Consider the following 24,210-nt stretch of genomic DNA (forward strand, 5'->3'; position numbering starts at 1 on the left):
GGGTTTGAAGGTGGCAGCTAAAGCGCAAGCAAACATCAATTGCTTGCGCTTTAGTTTTTGAGCAGATTCAAAACTACTGGTTAGAGGCTTTCGGCTTACCTTCGATTTTCGCTTTCAACCGTTCTTTTGCTTCGGGCGGTGACGGCATGGATTCGGCGGTTTGCCATCTTGATTTTGCCAGGTCAAGCTTGCCCTGTTTTTCGTAGAGGTCGCCGAGGTGTTCCTGAATGGCATAGGAATCCGGGCGAATGGCTATTGCGCGGCGCAAATATTTTTCCGCTTCATCGAGTTTTCCCAGTTTAAAATAAGCCCAGCCCAGGCTATCGAGATAAGAACCGTTATTGGGTTCTGCATCGACGGCGCGTTGAATCATTTTCAAAGCTTCATCAAGATTTTTGCTTTGTTCAACCATTCGATAGCCGACATTATTGAGAACCAGTGAATTATTCGGCTCCAGTGCCAGCGCCATTTTGTCGTAGGTTTCGGCATCTGCAAATTTGCCGCGCGCCCCGAAAAAGCTGCTGACCGCAAGCAGCAGCCGAAGGTTTTTGGGAGCAAGCGAAGCGGCTTTGCGATACGCTGTCTCAGCCTCTTCGATTTTTTTATTGTTAAACAAAAACCCGCCCAAATTCATGTAGAGGTCGGGTTGATTGGGATTTTTTTGAATCGCTTCTCTAAGCGTCTTTTCGGCATCGTCCGGGCGTCCCATTTGTGAGTAAGCAAGAGCCAGCAATGCCGGCGCACAGACTAAATCGGGTTTTAATTGAATAGCTTTGTTTAACGATTCGATAGCCTCATCAAAACGTTGGGATTCGATATAGGCTCTGCCCATTGGACAATAGACCTCGACATAAGAAGGATTCAATTCTCCAGCCTTTTTGAAGGCTTCAATGGCTTGGGGAAACTGGCGCGAGTTGAAATGGCAGGTTCCTTTTCCATAATAAACTTGATAGAGAAAAGCGTAAGGAAGTTTGCTCTCGATAATTTTATCGTAAGCCGCTATGGCTTCCGCAAAACGTCCTTGCCCGGCATAAGAAGCCGCAATATATTGTTGCGCTTTCAAATCGTTCGGGTTGAGTTTCACCAGGCGGAAAAGCGTTTCTCGCGCCTCATTATGACGTTGCAAACGCAGATAGACCCACCCCAGATGAAGCAAGGCTTCAGCATCTTCCGGTGTTTTATCTAAAATTTGTTTGAAGGCATCAGCGCTCTCTGCATATCGCTGTTTGCTCTCAAGGGCGATGCCAAGAGGCTTCAGCATCGTCAACGAACCGGGAACCGCTTCGAGACCTCGCTTATAAGTGGCTATTTCCAAATCGTAATTTCGCCCCTTTCGATAAATTGAACCCAGACTGAGATACGTGGCTTCATGGTCGGGCTTGAGTTCGATGGTTTTATGATAAGCGGCTATCGCCTTGTCGTACTCCGCTTCACTTCTGTACGCCTCGCCCAAGGCAAAATGCGCTTCGTATGAATTGGGATTGGCTTGCGCCAGACGCTCGGCTTTTTCAATCTCATCGCCGCTGGTGTCGGGAGCAGGATCGGGCAAATTAAAATTAAAGGTGATGGTGCCGATGACTTTGACGGCTTCGCCTGATAGTTGAGTTGGCGTAAATTCCCAACCTCGCGCGGCAGCGACCGCCGCATCTTTCAAAAGCGGATGCCCGGAAAGGGCGCGCGCGGCGATGACTTTGCCTGCTTCATCCAATGTGACTTCGACAACCACCGCGCCTGCAACCCGCGCCGCTTTTGCGAGCGGCGGATAGGTTGGTTCGATCCGTTTGGTTGCTGACCCCACGAGCACGCCGCCGGATTTACGGATAATTTTCGGCGGTTGTGCGCTATCTTGCCTGGCAGATGTAGTGATTAAAAATAGTGAGCAGATAAGTGAAAATACGAAAAGCAATTTTGCGGCTGAGTTCATAGATTTCATGTTTACGCCTCCAAAACAAAAGCGGGTTGGTTAATGATGCTGTACTCGATTTCGGCACGAGCCGGACGATGCGACTCAATCAATTTTACTGAACTGACTGGGCGCGATTATACGCTATGTGGGTTTTTAATTGCGAACAAATTTTTTAGCGGTTGGCGAATATAATCGGTAAGAATATTACATCAGGATGTTGAGCGGATGCTTTCGGTTAAGGCTTGCTGATTGAGTGAAAAAACTCGTCGGTAAAATTGTCAAAACCTTTTATCACGAGCCCCTGACCCGATGTTTAAGAGTTTCTTACCGGTTTATTTCATACCTAACTTTTCTTTCAGACGTTTTTTCTGGCTTTCCCCCGAAGAACGCATCAATGCCTGATGCCAAGAGCGATTGGCTAATTCCATTTTGCCTTGTTGATAATAGAGATCGCCAAGCGATTCCGATGCGTCTGGCAAAACCGCATTTAGCTTTACGGCTTCAAGTAAATGAGGTTCGGCTTCTTCCAGCTTGCCAACCTTCATATAAGCCTGACCGAGAAGCAGATTTGCGCGAAAATCATTGCCATCCTTGAGCGCCACTGACAGATTGGCAATACACTCTTCATAACGTTCAAGATGAAAATAGCACTCGCCGATTTCCACCAGTCCGACAAAGTGATTGGTATCCATCTCCAGAAATTTTTTATAAGCCTCGGTGGCCGCATCGTACTTTTTCTGATCCATCAAGGTTTTCGCGAGTTTATGGGCAATCTCCGTAGAATTGGGAAGCATTTCAAATGCTTTTTGGTAAGTGGTAAGTTCCTGGTCATCGAGTTTCAATCCGGCGAATAAAGAAGCTAGCTTCAGATATGCCGCTTCATTCGCTGGGTCAAGTTCTATCACTTTTTTATAAGCTTCAATGGCTTCATCAGGCAAAGCATTGGCTTCATAAGCCTTGCCTAAGTCGCTATAGGCTTCGCCTGAATCAGGATTTTCCAAAACCGTCTGCCTGGCTTTGGCTAAATCTGCTGCCGCACCCGGCAAGTTAAATTTGAAGGTGATAGTGCCGATGACTTTGCTGATTTCGCCGGATATCACAGTTGGTTTGAATTGCCATTGTTGCGCGGCAGCGACCGCCGCATCTTTCAACATTGGATGCCCCGATAGGGCGCGCGCGGCGATGACTTTGCCTGCTTCATCGATTGTCACTTCGACAACCACTGCGCCTGAAACCCGCGCCGCTTTTGCAAGCGGCGGGTAAGCGGGTTCGACCCGTTTGATTGGCATAGGATTGACGATGCCGCCGGAGCCTACGATTTTCGGTGCTTGCGCAGGGTCTTGTTGTGCGCGGGCGATGGTCGAAAATACCAAACTAAAAACCGCCAATATAAAAAACCATTTTGTCGCTGGATTTACAGATTCCATGTTCACAACTCCAAATTGAAAGCAGACCGGCTTAACGATACGGTAAGCGATTGGCACAAAGCGCATAACCAAAGCTCAGGGCGTGCCTGTTTTCCTGAATTGACAGAGCGCGATTATACGCTATGCGAGTTTTGCATAGCGAATCAAATGTTTTATGGATGGCGAAAATGATTGATGGGAATAGTTTGAGGAAATCGTAAAGTCCAAACCACGCTGATTTATTAACTGATGTTACGCAGTGAAAATCTTAGCTTTTAATTTGACAACCGAAAAACTTCTGTAAAATGGCTGTTAATACCGCATAAAACTTGCTGCAAGGCTGCCCAAATAGCTTTCTTGCTGCAATTTGAGCGAGTTTTGCAGAATTATTCAAAACCGCCATTTTATTGGCTTTTTCTGCGTCAAGCGAAACTCAACATTTTTTGCTGCGTAACATCAGTTATTAATGAGTGAGCGATTGGAGCGACCATCAATGGTGAGCCAACGCAATTACAAATTCAGAAAGGCTGCTACAGGCGAAGCTTGTTCTGGGTCAATGACAAGACTTCGCCTGAGCAGGTTTGAACCTGAAATAAAATTTTCGGTTTTTTCTCAAGGTTTTTCGCTATTTCGAGAGAATTTCTTTGAAGAGTTCGAGCGCGCGTTCGTCATCAACCTGACCGAGCCAAAACAATGCCTGTTTGCGGACTTCGGGTTTCGGATGGGTCTTCGCGAGTTTGACGAGCATCGGCACCGATTCATCTTTTTTGCGCTGGCTGATGGCAAAAACTGCCTGTTTTTGCACCTCTGTATCTTCGTCTGTGCGTTCAACCGTTTGTCCTAAAACTTCGAGCGAGCGTTGCCCGGCTTTTTGTCCAAGCCAAAAGATTGCCTGTTTGCGGGTTTCGCGGTCGGTCTCTTTTTCGGCAATCTGAATCAGGAAATCGACAGCCGCATCGCTGTTTTTATTATTGACGAATGCCCCGAAAATCACCTGTTTTTTCACTTCGCGGTTGCTGACTTGTGAATAGAGATTTTGCAAAGCGGTGAGCGCCTGCGCGTCCTGACTGACGCCGATAGCAAAAGCCGCCTGTTTGCGAATCTCTGTGCTCTCCTGGTCATTGCGCACCAGTTCGCTGAGAAACATGGTTTCGCCTTCGGTTTGTCCGAGCCAGAAGACCGCCGATTTGCGTATGCGTTCGGCTGTGGAATTGCGCACGATGCTTTCAAGCATCTGTCCGATACGGCTGTCATCGTGAATCGCCAACGCCATTGTGGCGCGTTCGCCGACCTTTTCGGTCGCGTCGCGGTCAATCAATTCTTTCAGCCGAGCGAAACTTTCATCATTGGTGGCGCGTCCGAGCCAATAAACCGGGTAGCCATTAAAGTCGTGCTGGCGTTCAAGGTTATAGACCTCGACGCGGGTAATCTTGTCGCTTTCGTCTTCGCGCAGGAAAAAGATGCCGAGGTTGCGCGTCTCATATTTTTCCGTAGATGAACGTTCGCCTTTTTTGCCTTGCCACTCCACATCAACCGTAATGCCCGGTTTGACGTTGAATTGATAACCTGTCCAATATTTTCCGCTGCGGGCGCTGGCGCGTCCGAGCCTCACTGCCGCATCCATTTTCGCTTTCAAACTGCCGCCTTCGACCGGAATGAAATTTTGATTGGCGACCTGCGCCGCAGCCGGTTCAGCGGGCATTTCCATAGGCGTGCTCACAGCAAAATCGAAAATCAGCAGTGCCATCAGCATGAAAGAAGTAATCATCATATCTTGAGGTGTCCTTTCTGAATTTATTTGAGAATGTCTTCGATAAACTTGCGGGCTTCGGGGTCGCGACTTTGACCTAGCCACATCACCGCGCGTTTTCGCAGTTCAACCGAAGGGCTGGTTTTGGCAATTTCAATTAGTTTTTGAACGGCGCGTTTGTTCTGTGATTGCGACAGCGCAAAAAGAATTTGCTCTTTCACTTCATCGCTTTTTTCCGTGTCATACAGTTGAATGATGCTATCGACTGCCCCGTCGCCGCCGCGTTGCAGAAACCAGAAGACCGCCATTTTGCGAATTTCGGTGTTGGTTTCGTTGCGGACAATCTCCTGCAATTTCGCCTGACTGCGCGCCCCGCCATGCATCGCAAAAGCGGTGAGGATTTGTTTCTTGATTTCAACATCGGCTTCCGCATTGTAGAGCGTCAATAACTCATCAAAAGCCGCATCACCGCCGCCTATGCCGAGATGCACAATCGCGGTTTTGCGAATTTCGGGCGAGGTGTTGGAGCGCGCAATCTCTAACAGCAAAGCGCGGGCTTTCGGGTTGCGACTTTGCGACACCGCAACGATTGCCGCATTCATCAACTCGTTGTCTGTACCTTGCGTGAGGGTTTCTTTAAGAAAATCAAAGGCGCGGTCATCGCCGGTCATCCCCAACCACATAATCGCCGTGCTGCGTAACTCTTTATCCTGCTGGTTGCGAATCACATTCAGCAGCAGGTCTGTAGCGCGCGCGCCGCCGCGTTGCGCCAGCAGAGTGAGCGCCATGCGTTTTAAATTCTTGCTGGCTTTTGAATCCGGTTTGAGCAACTCTTCGATAGTCGGCATGGCGCGCTCAGGGTTAGACATAATCAGGCTTTGCAGCGCAATGATTTTCAATTCTTCGTCCTGCTGGTCATTAATGGCGCGATCAATGGTCGTTTGATTGCCAAGTTGCGGAGCGATTTCCAGGCGCAGGGCTTCGGCATCATCTTTCCAGTTGGATTTTGGGTGCTCTTTAATCAAGCGTTCAAGGGTGCGGTCGGCATCGGCGAATCTGCCCTGTTTTTTCAAAGCGAAGGCTTGCCAGTAGAGCGCCGCATCGACGCTTTTATGTCGCGGGTAGGCGTTGACGAAGGCAATAAAATTTTCGGCGGCTTCTTCCCACTTTTCGTCTTCAATCAATTCGCGTCCCACGCGCAAAGATTTCGCCGCAGGGTCGCTCGCGTTGCCATCCTGCTCGGCGGAAAATTTATTGAGCAGGTTGTTGGTAAAGCGTTCAGGTGAACGATTGTTTTGGGCAGTGGTTATCAAGGTCGAACCGATTAATACAGTGAGCACAACAGCGAAAACGATGCTCGCTGAGGTGACCGTAAGTTTTGAATGGTTTTGTAAACGAACTCGAAAAATCATTTTGCGTTTCCTTTTCTTGAAACTTCAATTGAAGTCGGCTTTTGCCATTACCGTGCGCGTTGAATAAAGCTGCAACGTGGGGATGATCTCTTTCTTTTGCATGCGTTCACGAATGGCGCGAAGGTCACTGGCGACAGGCGAATCGGAGAGATTGGCTATATCAATCAGCACCGGCTCCAGGTCATCGAGCACCTGTCGAACGGGGAGATTCCCCCGCGCTTCGGCTTCGCGTCTGAGCAAGACATTTTGATAGAGCAGGGCGCGCGAACGCTCGGTTTCATCGGCAAGCATCGCCTTTGAATCGCTATCTGCGAGATTGAGATTGCGAAACGCGCGCAATAACAGTTGCGCTTTTTCAAAATGTCTGGCGGTCTCTTCATCGGCTAGAGAAATCACCGGCAAAGTCGGCAAGGCATTTACATTTGCAGCGATAAATTCGTCCTGAACCGGTTTTTCGATTTTGGGTGCCGATTGGGTATTGTGCTGAGCAACCTGTGGCGCATTTGGTTGATGAATCGCTGGCTTTTTCGGCTGCTGATTTTGCGCCAGTTTTTGTTCACGCCGGTCTTGGTTTTTAGAGGATGAACCGGGGTTGTCTTTTGGATTAGGGTTTTCCTGCGGTAGCGTCAGGGTCTGTGCGCTAACTGCGATTTGCAGTGTGGATGGCTGCAACGGTTGTTTGAGATACGCCCACAACAACAGGGTTATCACAATTAATGCGGCGACGGACATCGCCCACGCAGGTCGTAAAACGCTCACGCGCATCGCTTCAACCAGGCGTTGCCATAATCGCGGCTTCTCATCTGTTGCAAGTCGTGCCTGCAAACGCGCTTCATAACCCGACCAATACGTTTCATCGGGCAACATTAAATCTGCGGCTTGGTCGAAAACCGCGAGCGCCGCTTTGAATGAAAGATATTGTGCGTGGCAAGCCTCGCAGCTTTCGATTTCAGACAGCGCCTGAAGTTTTGCCGGTTCGTTTAACTCAGCAAAAATTAAATCGGTTAAACAGGCTTCGATTTTTTGACAATCGTGCATCACGTTTTTCCTATGTCGTTTTACTGGCGACAAGTGTCGTCGCCTCTTTGGCTTCGATTTGAATGCCTAATCGCTCACGAATTTTCTGCACGGCGCGAAACAGCGATTTTTTCACCGTGCCGGTTGAAACATTGCAGACCTGGGCAATCTCTTCGCCCGACATGCCTTCGCGGTGTTTCAGCAAAAAGATGAGCCGTTGTTGTGCGGTGAGTTCTCCAAGCGCCGCGCTCACGCGCTCAACCATCTGGCGTTGCATCAACACCGCTTCAACATCGGGCGTTTGTGCATCCGCCAATCGCTCGATTTCATCTGTGGTCAACGGTTGGTTATCGGTTAAGCCGTTTTCAACTGTCATGGTTTTTGCTTCCCGTTGATGATTCAAAAAGGTGTTGACGGCAATGCGCCGCAACCAGGTATAAAAACTCGCATCGCCGCGAAAGTTACCGATAGCGCGAAAGGCTTTCAACCAGACTTCCTGCGACAAATCTTCGGCATCGTGAGCGTCGCGCGCGTAGTAAAGCGCCAAGGCGTACAACCGGCGCTCATAATGTCGCGCCAATTCGCAAAAGGCTTCCCGGTCGCCGGTCTTGGCGCGCTTTATCAATGCCGCTTCGCTCAAATCCTTTTTACCTTTTCCTTTGGTCACAACTATAGACACGCTTAACGAAATTCGGTTGGCAGTAAGTGAGAAAAAATTTGTTTTTGTTGCAAAAGCGTGCAAATCAGAAGCGTTCGATGTTTACCGGCAAAGTCAATCGCTCACCAACAAAAGGTCAATCTTAACCCCGGATGAAACGGATGAAGCGAATTGGTTGAACAAATTTTAATCCGGCAAATCCACTTTATCGGTTCAATCCGAGGTTAAACTTTTGCCTTCATGAGCATACATTTGATCATTTTGGTGAAAACTGTATGGCAGTGCATTCGCAGAGGTTTTGACTGCGAATCGGCAGGTCGAAAATCCCGCTTGAATAGCAGAAGAGAGAGGTTCACCTCCCCCTTCTGCATGATTTTATTCAACCATCAGGGTAACGGTTGCCGTGCGGGTTCTGCCCGATTCATCTTTACCGGTAAATGTCAGGCTATGCGGGCCGAGTTCCGCCCAGCCTTTAATTTTGAATTTCCAGGCTACTGTCGGGTCGGTCCCGGTAATCGGTTCCGGAAATTTCGGCACGATGCCTTCTGCAACAAGGTCAGGCGGCGTCACCGTCACATTTCCGCTGAAACCGCCTGTGCGGTTGATATTAACTCTGATTTTAACCTTGGTGCCGCGCACCCCGGTTACCGTGGGCGAGTCAAAAGCGAGAGAAAAATCAATGCCGGGGACGATGGTCAGCGTGACGTTAACGGTCTTGACCATCTCGCCTTCGATGCCTTTGATGGTGATGACATAATCGCCCGGCGGCGTGTCTGTCGTGGTGTTGACCATCAACGTTGAACTCGCGCCTGCGCCAATGCTGGCAGGCGTAAAGCTTGTGGTGATGCCAACGCCCGGCGGACTAATCGTAGCACTCAGGTTGACTGCTGTTGCCGGAGGGTTGGTGAGGGCTGCGACGTTGACGTTGAAATTAGCCGATGAACCTGCGGTAACCGTTTGTTGAGTGGTATCGGCAAGCATCGAAAAATCTCCTTCGATAGCGCCGCGCGTGTAGCACGCCAGCATAAACGCATCCGTGTAGTCGCGGTCTGTACAATATCCCGTGGCGATGATGTTGCCATCGGGGTTGAACGTTGCGCCGAACGCTGCCGACGGATAGCCTGAATAATAGGTAGTGGTGGTTTTGCCGCCAGCGCCAAATCCTGTATCCAAACTGCCATTCGGATTGAAACGCGCGACAGCAAAATATTTGGTGAAAAGCGATACGCGCGCGCTTCCCAGGGCAATGGCTTTGCCATCGGGTTGCAGCAATAAGGCATAAGCCAAATCGGCGCGATAGGCGAAATCGGCAGTTGCTTTACCATTGATTCCGAAACTGTTATCCAGACTGCCATCCGGGTTATAGCGAATGAGCGCAAAGTCCGCACTGTCGCGGTCGCTATTCCTTAGCGCGGTGCCTGCGGCGACAATCTTGCCGCTTGGCAGAATATCTGCGGCGAAAGCGCCATCCACATTGCCGAAGAAATCCGTCACCACCAATCCTGAATTGCCAAAAGTGGTATCCAGGCTGCCATCGGCGTTGAATCTTGCGAGAGCAAAATCCATACTCGGATCATCGGGTTGATAAAAATCCTGCCAGAGCACAGGGTTGCTGCCGACTGCGCCGGAAACAATGATTTTTTCATCCGCTTGCAGGCGAAAGGCGCGCGCCGCCGCATTGATGTAAGAAAAATCTGTCGCGGTTTTTCCATTGGTGCCAAAGCTGGTGTCAAGACTGCCATCGGCATTGAAACGGGCAAGACCAATCGCTTCATTGCCGTCCGGTTTGCTGATGGTTCCACCGGCTACGATTTTGCCATTCGCGAGTAGCAATGCAGTGAATGCTGAACCCGTTGCCTCGCCTAATGGAACGCCGCCAAAATCAATCAGCGACTTGCCATCAGAACCAAAGCCTGAATCAATGCTGCCATCGCTGTTAAACCGCGCCAGAGCGAAATGAGAGACCGCTCCCATCGCATTACTGAGTCCTGCAAGGACGAGTTTGCCATCCGGTTGAATGGCAATACCAAAAGCGATGAAGTGTTCATCAATGACGATTCCATTGTTGCCAAAATCCAAATCCGGACTTCCATTGGCAAGATAGCGCGCAAGCACCAGTGTGGAGGGACTTGTCATATCGCTGGTATCAATAAATCCGGCAATCACGATTTTGCCATCCGGCTGAATGGCGACGGTCTGTGCGAGCAGGTCTTGATTGGCAACATAGGTAACTGCTATTCCACCGCTTCCGAATCCCTGATCGAGATCACCCGGAGCCGATGCCAGAACGCGCGTCGGGTAAGGACGATTGCAAAATAAAAATAGCGCGACAACGGCGATACTCAAAATGAATCTGCGGTTGTAGGTGTGTCGGGCAAGAAAGCGGGTTAAATGTATTTTCTGTTTCATCATACACCTCCTTTTCCCAAGCCTTTTTCCGGTCTTATAGGTGGCTTGGGCATCGCATGGGTTAAGGGCGCTTTTACTGCTTTGCTTCTGTTTGAATCCATTAGTGATTGAGCAGGGTAGGAAACCGACCTTAACGAATGCGGGTTCTCATTGATTAATTGAATGCGGAACGTCACCCCCTTGCGGGCTTCAAATCAAATGAACCGATACAGGCGATTTGAAGAAATTGGGTTTCACTATGTGGAGACTGACTTGGTGATGGATACAACTTTCCTGATGCTTATAACGATAGACGCAATGAACGTGCCACTTGAAAACCGCTACGAAAATGGCAAAAACTCGAAATTACTGAATAAACTCATCGGAAATTGCCAGGCGTTGGACAGGATGGGGGAAATCACTCTGGCGCAGTGGGCAAATTCCGCAAGCTAATCCGGTGAAAACCTCATACCCGATTTAATTTCTGTTGTGGGCAAAGGTGCTGGCAAGCTTTTCAACAACCGTCGAATCATCTTGTACAACCGCTTGTCCCTTCAAAATCTGAACGCCATTTGACTTGCGCTTTCGCAGTGAATGGCGCGCAAATTATGCAAACGGTAAAAACGAAAAGCGCGAGAAGGGCACCTCTCGCGCTTTCTACTTTTACCCCGAAAAAATGATTTGGCTTATTTTGGGTTGCCGGTTGTGGCTGAATGTCCGACGGCGTTTTGCTGTTCTTTATGCGAGTAGTAATTGTACACATAATCTTTCAAATCACCGTGTCCGAAGCCGTAACCGAAATCGAATTGCTTCATTTCTTCATATGCCTGGTCAGCCGTCCAGCCATCGTGTTCGATGCGATAGACAGCCGTGACCAGCCCTGTGCGATGACGCCCCCCTTTGCAATGCACATAAATCGGTTGATTGGCAGGGTCGTTGGCAAGGCTCAGAAATTTTTGCACATCAGCATCATTGGGTGAATCACTGTCGCTCATCCCGATGCGGATAAATTTTAATCCGGCGGCTTCGGCTTTCTGTTGCGCCTCCTGGTCGCCTTTACGTTCCAGATTGATGATGGTTTTCACACCCATCGCTGCCAATGATTGGTAATCTTGGTCAGCCGGGCGAGCGCCGCGAAAATAGTTGTTATTGATTTGTCCGAAATTTTTGAGCTTGAGCGTTGGTTTGAACTCAACGGATTTAGGTAATGAAGTGGATTTATCATTTTGTGCAATGGCGCTCACGACCAGAGCCAAAACAGAAATCACAGTAATTGTCGATACCTTTACAGTTCTTCTAAACACGCGCATGAAACTTTTATCTCCCTTAGAATCTCTTATTTTTTCGGGGGTGACGCTCAAGTATGATAACTGTCTTTTGAAAATCGATGCAATAAAAATTTTTTGCGGCTGTTACAAAGGATGAATTTCTGCCGGATGACTGGACAGCTTTGGTTGTTCGCCGCGCAAACCTGAGGGTGCCGTTTGAGTGGCGAATTGTCCGCACCGCTCAAGCGCATTTTGCAGTTGGTCAATTTTTACGGGCTTATTGATGTAATCGTCCATCCCGGCGCGCAAACAAACCTCTTTATCATCTTCCATCGCATCGGCGGTCAAAGCAATGATGCGGGGCTGTTGTTCTTTCATCCATTGTTCGCGAATCTGTTTGGTGGCTTCCAAGCCATCCATCTCCGGCATATGCACATCCATCAACACCACATCATAGGGCTGGCGGCGCAAGGCTTCTATCACCTCTTTGCCGGTGCTGACGGCATCCGCCCGATAGCCTAATCTTTCCAGCATGCGGATGGCAACCTTTTGATTCACCATATTATCTTCGGCAAGCAGAATGCGCAGCGGAATTCTTTCACCCAGGGTGCGATCAATGGTTGGCGATTCGATGACTTTCGCTGTCCGGGTAAATTGTTTCGCAAGCGTATCGACTAAAATATCGTAGAGTTGTGAAGGTTTGATGGGTTTGGTTAACAGTGCGGAAAACAGTGTGTGACCGGCTTTGTCGGACTTTCGCGGGTAATAACCGGAAGACAGCAAGACCAGTGGAAATGTCTGCGAACTGAATTGCTTGCGAATTTCCCAAGCCAGCGTCTCGCCATCCATTTCAGGCATATGCATATCGAGAATAGCGAGGTCGAAAGTTGCGCCCGAAGCGAGCAACTGTAATGCCTCTTTTGCAGACGCAACCGCCGTGGGATTCATGCCCCAGGATTGCGATTGTTGCAGTAATATTTTGCGATTGGTGAAATTGTCATCTACGACCAACAACCGTTTGCCGTCAAGCTGCGCCAGCATTCCCGGCGGATGAATGTGACGATGGCGTCTGGCAGCTTCGGCTTTAATCGTAAAGTAAAACGTTGAACCCCTGCCGACCGCGCTTTCGACCCACATTCTGCCGCCCATGATTTCGCAGAGTCGTTTACTGATGGCAAGCCCCAACCCTGTACCGCCATATTGGCGCGTGGTTGAAGCATCCACCTGACTGAACGAACGGAATAACTTATCCATTTTATCGTGGGGAATGCCGATGCCTGTGTCTTTAATCATCACAATAATTTCATAACGGTTTTCGGCAGTTTTTTCGGCGGAAATGGTCGCCACAATTTCGCCTGAATGGGTAAATTTCACGGCGTTATTCAATAGATTGACGAAAATTTGTCTAAGTCTGGTGACATCGCCGATGATGGCTTCGGGAACTTGTGGTTCAAGCACATAGGCGAGGTCTAACTCTTTTTCCGCAGCTTTTTGACTAATCAGGTCGAAAGCCTCTTCAATGCAATCGCTCAAAAAGAAAGGTTGGTTTTCGAGTTCGAGTTGTCCCGCTTCGATTTTTGAAAAGCTGAGGATGTCGTTAATGACCGTCATTAAGGAATCGCCGCCCGTGCGGATGGTTTCAACAAATTCGCGTTGTTCACTGGTCAAGGGGGTATCCAGCAACAATCCGGTCATACCAATTACCGCATTCATTGGGGTGCGGATTTCGTGACTCATATTGGCAAGAAATTCGCTCTTGGCGCGGGTCGCGGCTTCGGCAGCCTCTTTGGCTTTCTGCATCTCTTCCTGAGCGTGGATGCGTTCGGCTACCTCTTTTTCAAGTTCAAAATTAATATCTATCAGTTGGACAGTGCGTTCCGACACCCGATATTCGAGATTGATATTGAGATTTTCAATTTCCGCATTTCGCCGGGAAATATCCCACATCTCGCTGACACTTTTTTTAATTGCAATAAACAGAAAAATATCTTCAAACAGCACCCATCCGGCGTGCTCCATCCAACGCCATTCATGGGTGCCGGTCACGCCGTAAACCGATTGCGGGAAATAATGACCGCGTAAAATATGGTCAAAAGCAATCACCATGGTTGCCGGAATCAACACCCGCCAGTCCCTGTAAAAAGATAAAAATGCCAGCGAACCGAAAATGTGGAAATGGGTTTCGATGCGTCCGCCTGAGATATATATGAGTAACGCCGCCATCAACATTTGGGTAATCGCAATGACATAGCGCGTCAATCCTTTGCCGGGTTGGAAAATTGCCAGCGCAATAGGCACGAGACTGAGCAGCCCGCCGCCAATCACTGCTGCCCAGATGCTCAGTTGAATCTGACCCAGCGCAGCTATCCAGGTTTTCGGCGAAATAAGGCAAGCGGCAATGATTGCCGCAACCCACTGAAGCGCCATCAATACAGCAAACATTCGATCCGTACGTTTGAATATTGCCTGCTGAGCTTCATTAAATATTTCAGTCGCTCGCGTAGTAATGGTGAGGTTATTTAAATGTTGTTCTATTGATCGCATGATTTCCCTTTTTACTTGGTTCGATAAAGCACAACCAAAACCCAGCGTCCTGTCGTATCCCGTTTTTTCATTGGTAATGAGCGAGACCCGCGCTTGATACCTGATAGGATTGCCAACCTTGCCACGCGAACCGGTAGGGCAAGCAGGCAATTCTGTAATCCAACAACCTGCGATTAGCCATTGAATTTTTCAAACGAGAATGTTGCAAAGGAAGCGTAAAGCCGGAGGGAATTAATTACAGTTCATCCTCTCACAAGGTTTTAGACTTAACAATAGTTTTAACAAATGGGGTGGAATGACTTCACTTTTATTTTTTCGCGACTTCCTGCGATGTGCTACCTTTGCTTGTCTGGCGTAAGGTTTATAGATGACCAGAGGAACTAAAATGGAAAATCAACAACCCCTTAAAGAACGCGCGCAAAATTTTTTCTCTAACTTGCAGGATGAAATTTGCCAGGCGCTTGAAAGTTTGGACGGCAAAGCCGGGTTTCGTGAAGACCTGTGGCAACGCGAAGGCGGCGGCGGTGGACGCACACGGGTACTGGAACAGGGCGCAGTATTTGAAAAAGCCGGAGTGAATTTTTCCGCCGTGCACGGCAATTTTCCCGAAGCCTTCGCGGCGACGATGCCGGTCGGCAGCGGGACGCAGTTTTTTGCCACCGGCATATCGTTGGTTTTGCATCCTTACAATCCATTCGCGCCGACGGTTCACGCAAACTTCCGTTACCTTGAACGAGGCTCTGGTGGCTGGTTTGGCGGCGGCGCGGATTTAACGCCCGCCTATCCTTACCGCGAAGACGTCATCCATTTTCACCAGACCTTGAAAGCTGCCTGCGACCCGTTTGACGCGACTTATTACCCGCGATTTAAAAAATGGTGCGACGATTATTTCACCATTAAATACCGTCAGGAGATGCGCGGCGTCGGCGGCATCTTTTTCGATTACCTGACGCCCGAACAGGAAAACCGCGACCGTGAATTTTTATTCGCCTTTCAACAAGCCGTGGGTCGCGCTTTTTTGCCCGCCTACTTGCCCATCGTCGAACGGCGCAAAGATGAAGCCTACAGCGAACGCGAACGCCACTTTCAACTGATTCGGCGCGGGCGTTATGTGGAGTTCAATCTGGTTTATGACCGGGGCACGAAATTCGGACTGGAGACCGGCGGGCGCATCGAATCGATTTTAATGTCGCTTCCGGCAGAAGCGCGCTGGGTTTACGATTACCAACCCGAACCCGCGAGCCGCGAAGCCGAAGCCTTAAAATATTTTCAACCGCACGATTGGCTGACCACCTGACCTTTAAAGGGTTTTAACTGCAATCTAAGAAAAACAACGGAACAAACGAAAAAATAAAATCCGGTTTCCGTTTGTTCCGTCATTTCAAGCAACTTTAAGTTGTTGTTAGATTGCTTGCGAAGGGCGACACACGTCATTTGCCCTGACTTGGGGTTTTGCGATTTTTTTCATCATTGGCGCGTTTGATGATGTATGCCTGAATCCATTTGATTTGCTCGATGCTTAATTCATCCCGGTAATCGGGCATGCCTCGCGTCGCCAAACCGTTTTGCACAATGCCGACGAATGATTGATGACGCGATTTGCTGAGATAACGCAAATCGCGAATCGCGCCGCCGCCGACTGCCGCAAGCCCGTGACAGAAAACGCAATAGGTGTGATAGAGGTCGCGCCCTTTTTGCACCGCTTCTACGGAAGCGGTCGCCGCCGGAATATCGGGCATCGGCTCTTCATCGGCAAGCGGCGGAAGCGTGGCTTTGCCGCCAACCTTAAACACCAACACACGCGCAATCGAACGGGTCTTCGCGGCTCTGGCTATGTCGCCGCCTACGAGTCCCAACGCCCCGCCCCATCCCACGGAAATCGCCAGGTATTGTTCGCCATCAACCATATAGGTCATAGGCGGGGCAATCACGCCGGTTTGCGCCGCCGCTTGCCACAACGCTTCGCCCTTGTCCGCCGAATAAGCGACAACGCGACCATCAGCAGTGCCGGTGAAGACGAGATTCCCGGCGGTCGTCAGCACGCCGCCGTTCCAGGGGTTGTCGAAATCAACCTTCCAAACCTCTTTCTGTTTTACAGGGTCCCAGGCGGAAAGCTTGCCACTGGTCGAAGCTAAAATCGCGCTCACCGAAAAACCGTCTTCGGGAATGCCCAGCGCAATCAATCCCAACCCGTTATTGAAACCGCGTTTGCGCGCTTTGAAATTCGGGTCGTTGACATAAACGAACGGCACTTCCTGCGCCGGGATGTAAACCAATCCGGTCTGCGGGCTGTAAGCCATCGGTTGCCAGTTGTGCCCACCGTAAGGACTCGGAAACGTCAGTTGCGGTTGCTTTACATAATCGGCGCTATCTGAAAGAATCGGACGACCGGTAGTCTTATCAATGCCTGTCGCCCAGGTTACTTTCACATACGCTTCGGCAGATATGAGTTTGCCGGTGGCGCGGTCAAGCACGTAAAAGAAACCGTTTTTCGGCGCTTGCATCAACACTTTTCGAGTCGCGCCATTGATATTCAAATCGGCAAGAATCAGGTGTTGAGTTGCGGTGTAATCCCATTTGTCGCCCGGCGTGGTTTGATAATGCCAGACGTATTCGCCGGTATCTGCATTCAATGCGACGATGGATGAAAGGAATAAATTATCGCCACCTTCGGGGCTGCGATAATGTTGATTCCAGGGTGCGCCGTTGCCAACACCTATGTAGAGCAGATTCAAATCCGGGTCATAAGCCATCGAATCCCAAACCGTGCCGCCGCCGCCATATTCCCAATACTTGTTGCCCGTCCAGGTTTTCGCAGCCATCTCCAGGGTCTTCGATTCGTAAGATTTTTTCGGGTCGCCCGGCACTGTGAAAAATCGCCAAGCCTGTTTTCCGGTCTTCGCGTCGTAAGCCGTCACATAACCGCGCACGCCGAATTCCGCGCCGCCGTTGCCGATAAAGATTTTGCCGTGGGCGATGCGTGGCGCGCCGGTGATGGTGTATTTGCGCGAACGGTCAATCACCGTATCAACTTTCCAAGCGACTTTGCCGGTTGCGGCATCAAGCGCGACCAGGTAACCGTCAAGGGTTGCGACATAAACTTTACCTTCGAGCACCGCGACGCCGCGATTGACCGCATCACAACAAGCGCGTTCGGCATAATCGCGCGCCACTTGCGGGTCGTATTTCCACAGCAGTTTCCCGCTTTTGGCATCGAGCGCATAAACGAAGCTATACGCGCCGGTGGTGTACATCACGCCGTCAACGACAATCGGTGTGGCTTCCGTGCCGCGGTCAACATCGAGTTTAAAAGCCCAGGCGAGATTGAGGTCTTTGACATTTTTATCGTTGATTTGTTTGAGCGGGCTGAAACGTTGTTCGTTAAATGTCCGTCCGTGCGCCAGCCAGTTGCCCTCTTCGCCAGCGCCTTTTTCGGCGGCAAGAATGCGTTTTTCGCTGTTTGCCCCTTTGCGCGATTTCGCCGTCACGGGTCTGGTTTTTTGGGTGACCGCAAACACCGATTGCAGGTCAAGGTTTTGCCCAACAATCCAGACAGACATTAATGTCAATGCGACAAATCTTTTGAGACTGAGATGGCTCATCATCGGTTTACCCTTCTTTCGCCTGGTCTTTTCGAGGAATTTTATTGAAAGCGCGGTCATTCTAGCACTCGCATTTTCACCGCTCAACTACGTCGTAATAAAAATCTGAATCCTTTTCAATTTTCGTACTTGACTTTGTGCGAACAAACAAAATACTCTCGCACATGGAAAAGCTCTCGTTTCCTTCAATCTCATTTTCAAATTAAGGAGTCATTGCCTGATGAGTACAAGAATGTACACGCTCCCTGTCGAGCAGACGCAGTGGCAAGTTGAGACCAACGGTGTTGAAACGGTCTTCAACTGGGAATATGACGAAGGTCGTGACCGTTTGCTCAACCTTTACGAAAAAGGCAAAACCAGACAGTGGAATGCCAATGAACGAATCGATTGGTCGCACGAAATTGATTTGGAAAATCCGCTGGGATTTCCTGATTATTTCGTTTCGATTTATGGTTCGCCGACCTGGAACAAACTTGATGACAAAGGCAAAGCCGAAGTCCGTCATCATCTGGAAGCCTGGCGCTTCTCGCAATTCTTGCATGGCGAACAGGGCGCGTTGATTTGCACAGCAAAAATTGTGCAGACGGTTCCCGACATTGACGCGAAATTTTATGCGGCGACGCAAGTGATTGATGAAGCCCGTCACGTTGAAGTCTATTCGCGTTTCCTGCGCGAAAAAATTCAACTGGCGTATCCCATCAATGTGCATTTGAAAACCCTCATCGAACAAGGCATCACCGACACGCGCTGGGATTTCACTTATCTTGCCATGCAGGTCATCATCGAAGGCTTGGCGCTTGCCGCCTTCGGCACGATTCGCGACCTGGCAACCGACCCGCTCGGCAAAGCGATTAACGCTTACGTGATGGAAGACGAAGCGCGTCACGTCGCCTTCGGACGCCTGGCGCTCAGAGATTATTATCCGCAACTCACCGAAAAAGAACGCGACGAGCGCGAAGAGTTCGCTGTCGAAGCCTGTTATTTGATGCGCGATAGATTTTTGGGCGAAGAAATCTGGCAACGACTCGGATTTGATTTGCAAGAGTTGATGAACTTTTTGGAAAACGCCGAAATCATGTTGCAATTTCGCAAGCGTCTGTTTACGCGCATCGTGCCGACGATTAAAGACATTGGGCTTTGGGGACCGCGCATTAAAAAAGCCTTCGTCGATATGGGCATCATCGAGTTTGCCGAAGTCGATGTCGAAAAGCTCTCCACCGAAGATGAAAACGTCGCCGCCGAATTAGACCGTTTGCGCCGCGACGCTTATGTAAATGCTGTGGTTGGCGAAGGCGCTTCGCAAGGAGATTGATGGCAGCGGGCAGTAAGCAGTAGGCAGTAGGCAGCAGTGGCAAATCAGGCTAATGACTGTTTATTGCCTATTCTGTTTTTAGGAGAAATGTGCTGAAGAAAATATTAATTGCTCTGGTTATGGTTATCATTGTTGGCTTGCTGGTGCTGTTTTTCGTGGTGCCTGCGCGGGTTGACAAAAGCATGAATGTGACGCTCAATCCGCCACCTTATCCGGCTTCGGAGCGCGCCCAGGAACTCCATAAAAAATTGCTTGTCGCCGACCTGCACGCCGATTCGCTGCTCTGGAATCGCGATTTACTGGAACGCGCTACTTATGGGCATGTAGATGTGCCGCGCCTCATCGAAGGCAATGTCGCCATTCAAGCTTTTACTATCGTCACCAAAACCCCGCGCAATATGAATATCGAAGCCAATGACGATTCGACCGATAACATCACCTTGCTGGCGATTGCCCAGCGTTGGCCCTTTGCGGCAATCAACAGTTTGACGGCGCGCGCGCTCTATCAATCCAAACGCCTGCATGATTTCGCCGCCCGTTCCAACGGCAAATTCACCATCATTAAGACCGCGAATGATTTGCATAACTACCTCGAACGTCGAAAAAACGATGCAGCAATCACCGCAGGCTATCTCGGCATCGAAGGCGCGCACGCTCTGGATGGCGATTTGAATAACCTTGATAAGCTCTTTGACGCAGGCATACGCATGATGGCTCCGACCCATTTTTTCGATAACGACATAGCCGGTTCCGCGCACGGCGTCAAAAAAGAAGGACTCACCGAAAAAGGCAAAGAGATGATTCGCCGCCTGGAAGCCAAACACATGATTGTTGACATCGCCCACGCTTCGCCGCGCACGATTGACGATGTGCTGGCAATGGCGACGCGCCCGGTGTTTGTTTCGCACACCGGGGTTAAAGGCACTTGCGACAACACACGCAATCTGAGCGACGACCAGTTGAAAGCGATTGCCAAAACCGGCGGCGTGGTCGGCATCGGTTATTGGGACACGGCGACTTGTGGCAACGACGCCAAAGCGATTGCCCGAGCGATTCGCTACACGGCGAACCTGATAGGCGTTGACCACATCGCTTTAGGTTCCGATTATGACGGGGCGATTCCCGCGCCCTTTGATACCACGGGGTTGGTGCAAATCACTGATGCCTTGTTGCAGGAAGGTTTCAACGAAGAAGAGATAGGGAAAATTATGGGCGGCAATGTCATTCGCTTGTTGAAAGAATTATTGCCGCAATGAACAGGATTAAAAACGTCCCTTTGGTGTTGCAATTCTTGGGACTGTAAATTTTGCGCTTAACCGATAAGTAAAAATTATTTTTTCAATGAGAATGTGCGCTTGGCTTTTTCGATTTCGCTTTGCAGTGTTTTTTCATCAGGCAACAGCATCAGGTATTCACGAGCGACGACTTTGTTGGGCAAATCTTCGAGCGCATAACGCGCTAAAGCTTCACCTTTGTGCGAACAGAGAATCAAGCCAATCGGCGGATTTTCATCTTCGAGCATCCAATGCGCTTTGGCGTAGTTGGTATAGAGGTGCATTTGTCCGATGTCTGCGTGGGTGAGTTTGCCGAGTTTCAAATCAATCAGGATTAAACAGCGCAAACGCCTGTGATAGAAAACCAAATCCACACGAAACCATTCATCATCAATCCGTAAACGTTTTTGTCTGCCGACGAAAGTGAAATCTGCGCCAAGTTCCAGAAGAAAATTCTCTAAGTGTTTGATGATTAACTCTTCGAGTTCAAGTTCGGAGTATTCATCCTTTAAATTCAAAAACTCCAAAACCAACGGGTCGCGGATTTCTTCATCGGGCGACACCGCATCTTCGGGTTTTGGCGATGCACCTTTTTTAAGCATTGCGGCTTTGTTTTTAGAGAGCAGCGCACGCTCATAAAACAGCGAGTTGATTTGCCGGTCAAGTTGGCGCACCGACCAACCGCCGCGCAGGGCTTCATCTTCGTAAAATTTCCGCGCGTCGGCTGTTTTGACAGCAAGGAGTTTGACATAGTGCGACCACGAAAGCGGCAACTGTTTCGCGATTTCCGCAAGATGAGATTTGCCAGACAGCGTCTGGCAAATCTCTTGGTGAGCCAAGTAAAACAGCCTCATCTGTTGTAGGTTTTGTCTTGAAAATCCGCGTCCGAATCGTGCAGTCAAATCTTTGGCAAGGCGTTTGAGCAATGCTTCACCGTATTCGGCGCGACCTTTGCCACCCTGTTCGATTTCGACGATGCGCCTGCCGATTTCCCAGTAGGTCGCGGTCATGATGGAATTAACAGCACGCGCGGTCGCCCGCCGCGAAGCTTCCAGTAAAGCGACAAATTCATTAAGCGTGGCGTCGTAGGTCATCGCCGATTTCGTTTTGATTAAACTTTTATTTTGACGTGGTTCTTTCATCGTCATACTCCCTGGCGTTCAGGCAAGAGCATCTGCATTGAGCAGGTATAGTAAACCGGCTAAAAAATGCCGTGAATCGCAGAATCGAATGATTTTCGGTTTTAAAAAATTGCCCCTGGCTTCGGGTGATTTATTTTCGCGATCAGATTGCCAGTAGTCAACAGCAATCGCAGCCGCAGTCACAACCGTCGCAGCAGTTACACCCATCACAACAATCGCAATGGCAGCCATCAGAACAGTCGCAACAGTCGCAGCAATCACAGCAATCACAACTGTCGCAACAACCGCTGTCGGAATTATCGCCGCTACCACCGCGTCGTTTTCTGCCAACTTGATTTGCGGAAGCCAACGGTTGATTAAAATTCGGAGGCGGGATTTGTCCGCCGCTATTGGGCATCGCAAATTGAATCGGCTTGCTAATCAAAGCCGCAATTGCATTGAGCGCCGCGCCGATAAACATCAAATTCAAACCGAGGCTCAGGCATTCACCGAAAGAATTCGCCGTGGTCGCCTGTTGCGGATTGACAAAAGCAATCGGTAACACCAGCAGAAAAATGAGCGGCGCAAGCCATCGCCCGAACTTTCTCGCGTGTTCAGCTCGGTAACGTCTGGCAAGCGTTTGACTGAAATCAACTGCCTGACGAAAACGTGTTTTGAAACTGAGTTTGGTCGGACAAATTGCCGACGCGGTTTTGCAAATGGGTTGAATAACCGGCAACGCGCCGATTTTGCCTGATAGGTTATGGCGCAAACGATTGATGAGCATTTCAGCAAACGTTGCGCTCATTGGCAGGGCGCGAATTTTATCTTCGAGTTGGAAAGCCAGTTGATGACATTCGCGTTTAACCTCTGCGCAAAGGTCATCGGGCATTTTTATCGTTGAAGGGTCGTTGACGATTCGATAAGCAGCGCGAATGGCATTGAAATCGCCTTTGCGTAAATCTTTTTCATAATCTTCAAAAGCATCGAGCAGGTAAATGAGTTTTCCGAAAACATAACCCATCTGCTCAAGCAACTCTTCGGCGTCGAGGTTACCTGTGAGCCGCGCTCCCTCTCGGCAAAACATGGCTGTGGCAAGCGCCGTCGGCGCGGCTAAATCATCAAGTATTTCACCCGCCGATTGATTGCTGCGAAGGGCGTTGATTTCGCGCGATTGCTGCGAAAGTAAAATGTTTTGCAGTTCATCGAAAGGGAATTGCCAGGCAATGAGTTGCGCCCGCGCTTTACGAAAATCCCCGGCAAAAATTTTACCCGCCGATTTCCACAGAAAATGTTTGGAATCGTTGATGTGGTCGGTGATTTTGAACTGCGCGAGAATGACGGTTGCCGTCGCGGCGATTTGCAAAGCGAGCGGCAGCCGGTCTTGGGCGGTTGGCAATGCCAGACAATTAAATGATTGATAAGCGCGTTGCCACTCGCGCAAATTTTCATCCGGCGCGGCGATTGCCGAAAGCATCTCTGCTAAGAAAACCGTGTCGTGATTGAGCAGGATTCGCGATTTCTGCCCGTAAAGACTGCCCAGCGTTTTGCAGGTGCCGCAATAGTGCAAACGGCGATGCAATTTGAGTTCTACGGGCTGCGTGCAGGTGCGCGCTTTCATCAATCCGAACATTGCATTTTTCCGTGTCGAGAAATTAGCAGGCTAAAACTTTGCCTCGCCCGGTTATGAGCGAGGCAAAGTTTGACATAGCCACACTTTTGCAGCAAGCCGCTATTTGATAACTGCGACTTCAAAATGCATACCGTCTTTGCGATTTTTGAAATGTCCACCCCAATAAAATCCGTGCGCGTTGGCGATTTGTACGAGTTCGCGCACACTGCCTTTTTCGCCGACCAGTTTCGGCACCGCGCCGAGCGAATTAAACGCCGCATTAATATCAAACGCCGAACCGAAAGCGTGGTTGCTCAGTGTGGTTACACTGCCGCGTTGAAACCTCGGAACGAAACTGCCTTCCCAACTGAGCACACGATCAAGCAGGTTGGCGGTTTCCCAGGCTGCCCATAAATCGGCGAATTGTTTGGCGGCGAGTTTGTGAAAGCGCACCTTGCCTGATGATGGTGCGCCTTTGACACCCGCGAGTTGGGGAATCTGGACTTTCACAATGTTGGTGTTTTCCCAGTTGTCGGTAATCACGATGTTCTCTCTATTGCCGGGAACCGGCTGGTGTTTAAAGGCGAATTTACCGAATACCGCCTGTCGCGCCGCTGTGCCGACGAGCGGTGAAAAGTTTGGCAAGGGTGGAAAGCTGGCGCTTACATTGCCGTTGACGGTTGGGTCTTCGACAATGCCAAAGCCTAAAAGCAAGGCTTTACCGAGTGTTTGATTGCCCACAAATCCATCGCCCGGAAGTTTATTTTTGGTTTGAAAATCAATGGTTGCCGCGGCGGTTTTCTTGCCAAATTTGCCATCTGCCGCGCCCGGATCAAATTTTTGTCCGATTAAAAATAATTGCCAACGTTTAACGTCAGCGCCCTGCGTGTTCAATTTTAAAACTCTCATAAGGCTTCTCCTTTTTTAACGTTGAATGGTT

At 49.7% G+C, this 24,210-nt stretch carries 17 protein-coding genes; 4 read left to right on the top strand and 13 right to left on the bottom strand.

Annotated features, from left to right (window positions below; translation table 11 throughout):
- Window positions 1–73: 73 nt before the first annotated feature.
- The 7 genes from AB1757_23455 to AB1757_23485 form a co-directional block, all read right to left on the bottom strand.
- Window positions 74–1,933, bottom strand: a complete 1,860-nt coding sequence (locus AB1757_23455) for a TonB family protein (protein MEW6130012.1) — start codon at window positions 1,931–1,933, stop codon at window positions 74–76.
- Window positions 1,934–2,238: 305 nt separating this feature from the next.
- Window positions 2,239–3,333, bottom strand: a complete 1,095-nt coding sequence (locus AB1757_23460; protein MEW6130013.1) for a TonB family protein — start codon at window positions 3,331–3,333, stop codon at window positions 2,239–2,241.
- 604 nt (window positions 3,334–3,937) lie between these two features.
- The gene (locus tag AB1757_23465) at window positions 3,938–5,083 is read right to left on the bottom strand and encodes a HEAT repeat domain-containing protein (GenBank protein ID MEW6130014.1); all 1,146 of its coding nucleotides are present in this window, start codon (window positions 5,081–5,083) and stop codon (window positions 3,938–3,940) included.
- 23 nt (window positions 5,084–5,106) lie between these two features.
- Entirely contained in the window at window positions 5,107–6,474 is a 1,368-nt protein-coding gene (locus tag AB1757_23470) for a HEAT repeat domain-containing protein (GenBank protein ID MEW6130015.1), read from the bottom strand.
- A gap of 24 nt (window positions 6,475–6,498) precedes the next feature.
- Window positions 6,499–7,512: a hypothetical protein gene (locus AB1757_23475; protein ID MEW6130016.1), complete on the bottom strand. Its 1,014-nt coding sequence runs from the start codon at window positions 7,510–7,512 to the stop codon at window positions 6,499–6,501.
- A gap of 10 nt (window positions 7,513–7,522) precedes the next feature.
- Complete coding sequence (locus AB1757_23480; protein MEW6130017.1) at window positions 7,523–8,158, bottom strand: sigma-70 family RNA polymerase sigma factor; 636 nt, start codon at window positions 8,156–8,158, stop codon at window positions 7,523–7,525.
- 366 nt (window positions 8,159–8,524) lie between these two features.
- Window positions 8,525–10,561: a hypothetical protein gene (locus AB1757_23485; GenBank protein MEW6130018.1), complete on the bottom strand. Its 2,037-nt coding sequence runs from the start codon at window positions 10,559–10,561 to the stop codon at window positions 8,525–8,527.
- Window positions 10,562–10,816: 255 nt separating this feature from the next.
- Here AB1757_23485 and AB1757_23490 point away from each other — a divergent pair, with 255 nt between their 5' ends.
- Window positions 10,817–10,990 (top strand): hypothetical protein, encoded by a 174-nt coding sequence (locus tag AB1757_23490; GenBank protein MEW6130019.1) that lies wholly within the window; start codon window positions 10,817–10,819, stop codon window positions 10,988–10,990.
- A gap of 233 nt (window positions 10,991–11,223) precedes the next feature.
- On the opposite strand, the gene AB1757_23495 is transcribed toward AB1757_23490, so the two are convergent.
- Window positions 11,224–11,805, bottom strand: coding sequence for a dual specificity protein phosphatase family protein (locus AB1757_23495; GenBank protein ID MEW6130020.1), 582 nt, complete (start codon window positions 11,803–11,805; stop codon window positions 11,224–11,226).
- Between the two features lie 144 nt (window positions 11,806–11,949).
- On the bottom strand, window positions 11,950–14,349 hold the full coding sequence (locus AB1757_23500) for a response regulator (protein ID MEW6130021.1): 2,400 nt from the start codon (window positions 14,347–14,349) through the stop codon (window positions 11,950–11,952).
- Window positions 14,350–14,734: 385 nt separating this feature from the next.
- Here AB1757_23500 and hemF point away from each other — a divergent pair, with 385 nt between their 5' ends.
- Complete coding sequence (gene hemF / locus AB1757_23505) at window positions 14,735–15,646, top strand: oxygen-dependent coproporphyrinogen oxidase (GenBank protein MEW6130022.1); 912 nt, start codon at window positions 14,735–14,737, stop codon at window positions 15,644–15,646.
- Between the two features lie 133 nt (window positions 15,647–15,779).
- Here hemF and AB1757_23510 read toward each other — a convergent pair whose 3' ends face one another.
- A complete protein-coding gene (locus AB1757_23510) occupies window positions 15,780–17,909 on the bottom strand; it encodes a PQQ-dependent dehydrogenase, methanol/ethanol family (protein ID MEW6130023.1) in 2,130 nt (709 codons plus the stop codon).
- A 262-nt stretch (window positions 17,910–18,171) separates the two neighbouring features.
- Between AB1757_23510 and AB1757_23515 the strand changes: the two genes are divergently transcribed.
- Complete coding sequence (locus tag AB1757_23515) at window positions 18,172–19,263, top strand: ferritin-like domain-containing protein (protein MEW6130024.1); 1,092 nt, start codon at window positions 18,172–18,174, stop codon at window positions 19,261–19,263.
- A gap of 92 nt (window positions 19,264–19,355) precedes the next feature.
- Entirely contained in the window at window positions 19,356–20,519 is a 1,164-nt protein-coding gene (locus tag AB1757_23520) for a dipeptidase (protein MEW6130025.1), read from the top strand.
- 74 nt (window positions 20,520–20,593) lie between these two features.
- On the opposite strand, the gene AB1757_23525 is transcribed toward AB1757_23520, so the two are convergent.
- From AB1757_23525 to AB1757_23535, 3 genes are all read right to left on the bottom strand, one after another.
- Window positions 20,594–21,631: a PDDEXK nuclease domain-containing protein gene (locus AB1757_23525; GenBank protein MEW6130026.1), complete on the bottom strand. Its 1,038-nt coding sequence runs from the start codon at window positions 21,629–21,631 to the stop codon at window positions 20,594–20,596.
- Between the two features lie 205 nt (window positions 21,632–21,836).
- A complete protein-coding gene (locus tag AB1757_23530; GenBank protein MEW6130027.1) occupies window positions 21,837–23,291 on the bottom strand; it encodes a DUF5685 family protein in 1,455 nt (484 codons plus the stop codon).
- A gap of 99 nt (window positions 23,292–23,390) precedes the next feature.
- Window positions 23,391–24,179 (bottom strand): M15 family metallopeptidase, encoded by a 789-nt coding sequence (locus AB1757_23535; GenBank protein MEW6130028.1) that lies wholly within the window; start codon window positions 24,177–24,179, stop codon window positions 23,391–23,393.
- Window positions 24,180–24,210 lie beyond the last annotated feature (31 nt).

The organism is Acidobacteriota bacterium (genome assembly GCA_040754075.1).
Lineage (GTDB): Bacteria > Acidobacteriota > Blastocatellia > UBA7656 > UBA7656 > JBFMDH01.

Bases quoted from the DNA above. Each gene is read 5' to 3' on its own strand.
- AB1757_23470 (MEW6130015.1), bottom strand. From the start codon at position 6,474: ATGATTTTTCGAGTTCGTTTACAAAACCATTCAAAACTTACGGTCACC.
- AB1757_23475 (MEW6130016.1), bottom strand. From the start codon at position 7,512: ATGCACGATTGTCAAAAAATCGAAGCCTGTTTAACCGATTTAATTTTT.
- AB1757_23515 (MEW6130024.1), top strand. From the start codon at position 18,172: ATGAGTACAAGAATGTACACGCTCCCTGTCGAGCAGACGCAGTGGCAA.
- AB1757_23460 (MEW6130013.1), bottom strand. From the start codon at position 3,333: ATGGAATCTGTAAATCCAGCGACAAAATGGTTTTTTATATTGGCGGTT.
- AB1757_23465 (MEW6130014.1), bottom strand. From the start codon at position 5,083: ATGATGATTACTTCTTTCATGCTGATGGCACTGCTGATTTTCGATTTT.
- AB1757_23510 (MEW6130023.1), bottom strand. From the start codon at position 17,909: ATGTCTGTCTGGATTGTTGGGCAAAACCTTGACCTGCAATCGGTGTTT.
- AB1757_23455 (MEW6130012.1), bottom strand. From the start codon at position 1,933: ATGAAATCTATGAACTCAGCCGCAAAATTGCTTTTCGTATTTTCACTT.
- AB1757_23525 (MEW6130026.1), bottom strand. From the start codon at position 21,631: ATGACCTACGACGCCACGCTTAATGAATTTGTCGCTTTACTGGAAGCT.
- hemF (MEW6130022.1), top strand. From the start codon at position 14,735: ATGGAAAATCAACAACCCCTTAAAGAACGCGCGCAAAATTTTTTCTCT.
- AB1757_23490 (MEW6130019.1), top strand. From the start codon at position 10,817: ATGGATACAACTTTCCTGATGCTTATAACGATAGACGCAATGAACGTG.
- AB1757_23485 (MEW6130018.1), bottom strand. From the start codon at position 10,561: ATGATGAAACAGAAAATACATTTAACCCGCTTTCTTGCCCGACACACC.
- AB1757_23500 (MEW6130021.1), bottom strand. From the start codon at position 14,349: ATGCGATCAATAGAACAACATTTAAATAACCTCACCATTACTACGCGA.
- AB1757_23530 (MEW6130027.1), bottom strand. From the start codon at position 23,291: ATGTTCGGATTGATGAAAGCGCGCACCTGCACGCAGCCCGTAGAACTC.
- AB1757_23535 (MEW6130028.1), bottom strand. From the start codon at position 24,179: ATGAGAGTTTTAAAATTGAACACGCAGGGCGCTGACGTTAAACGTTGG.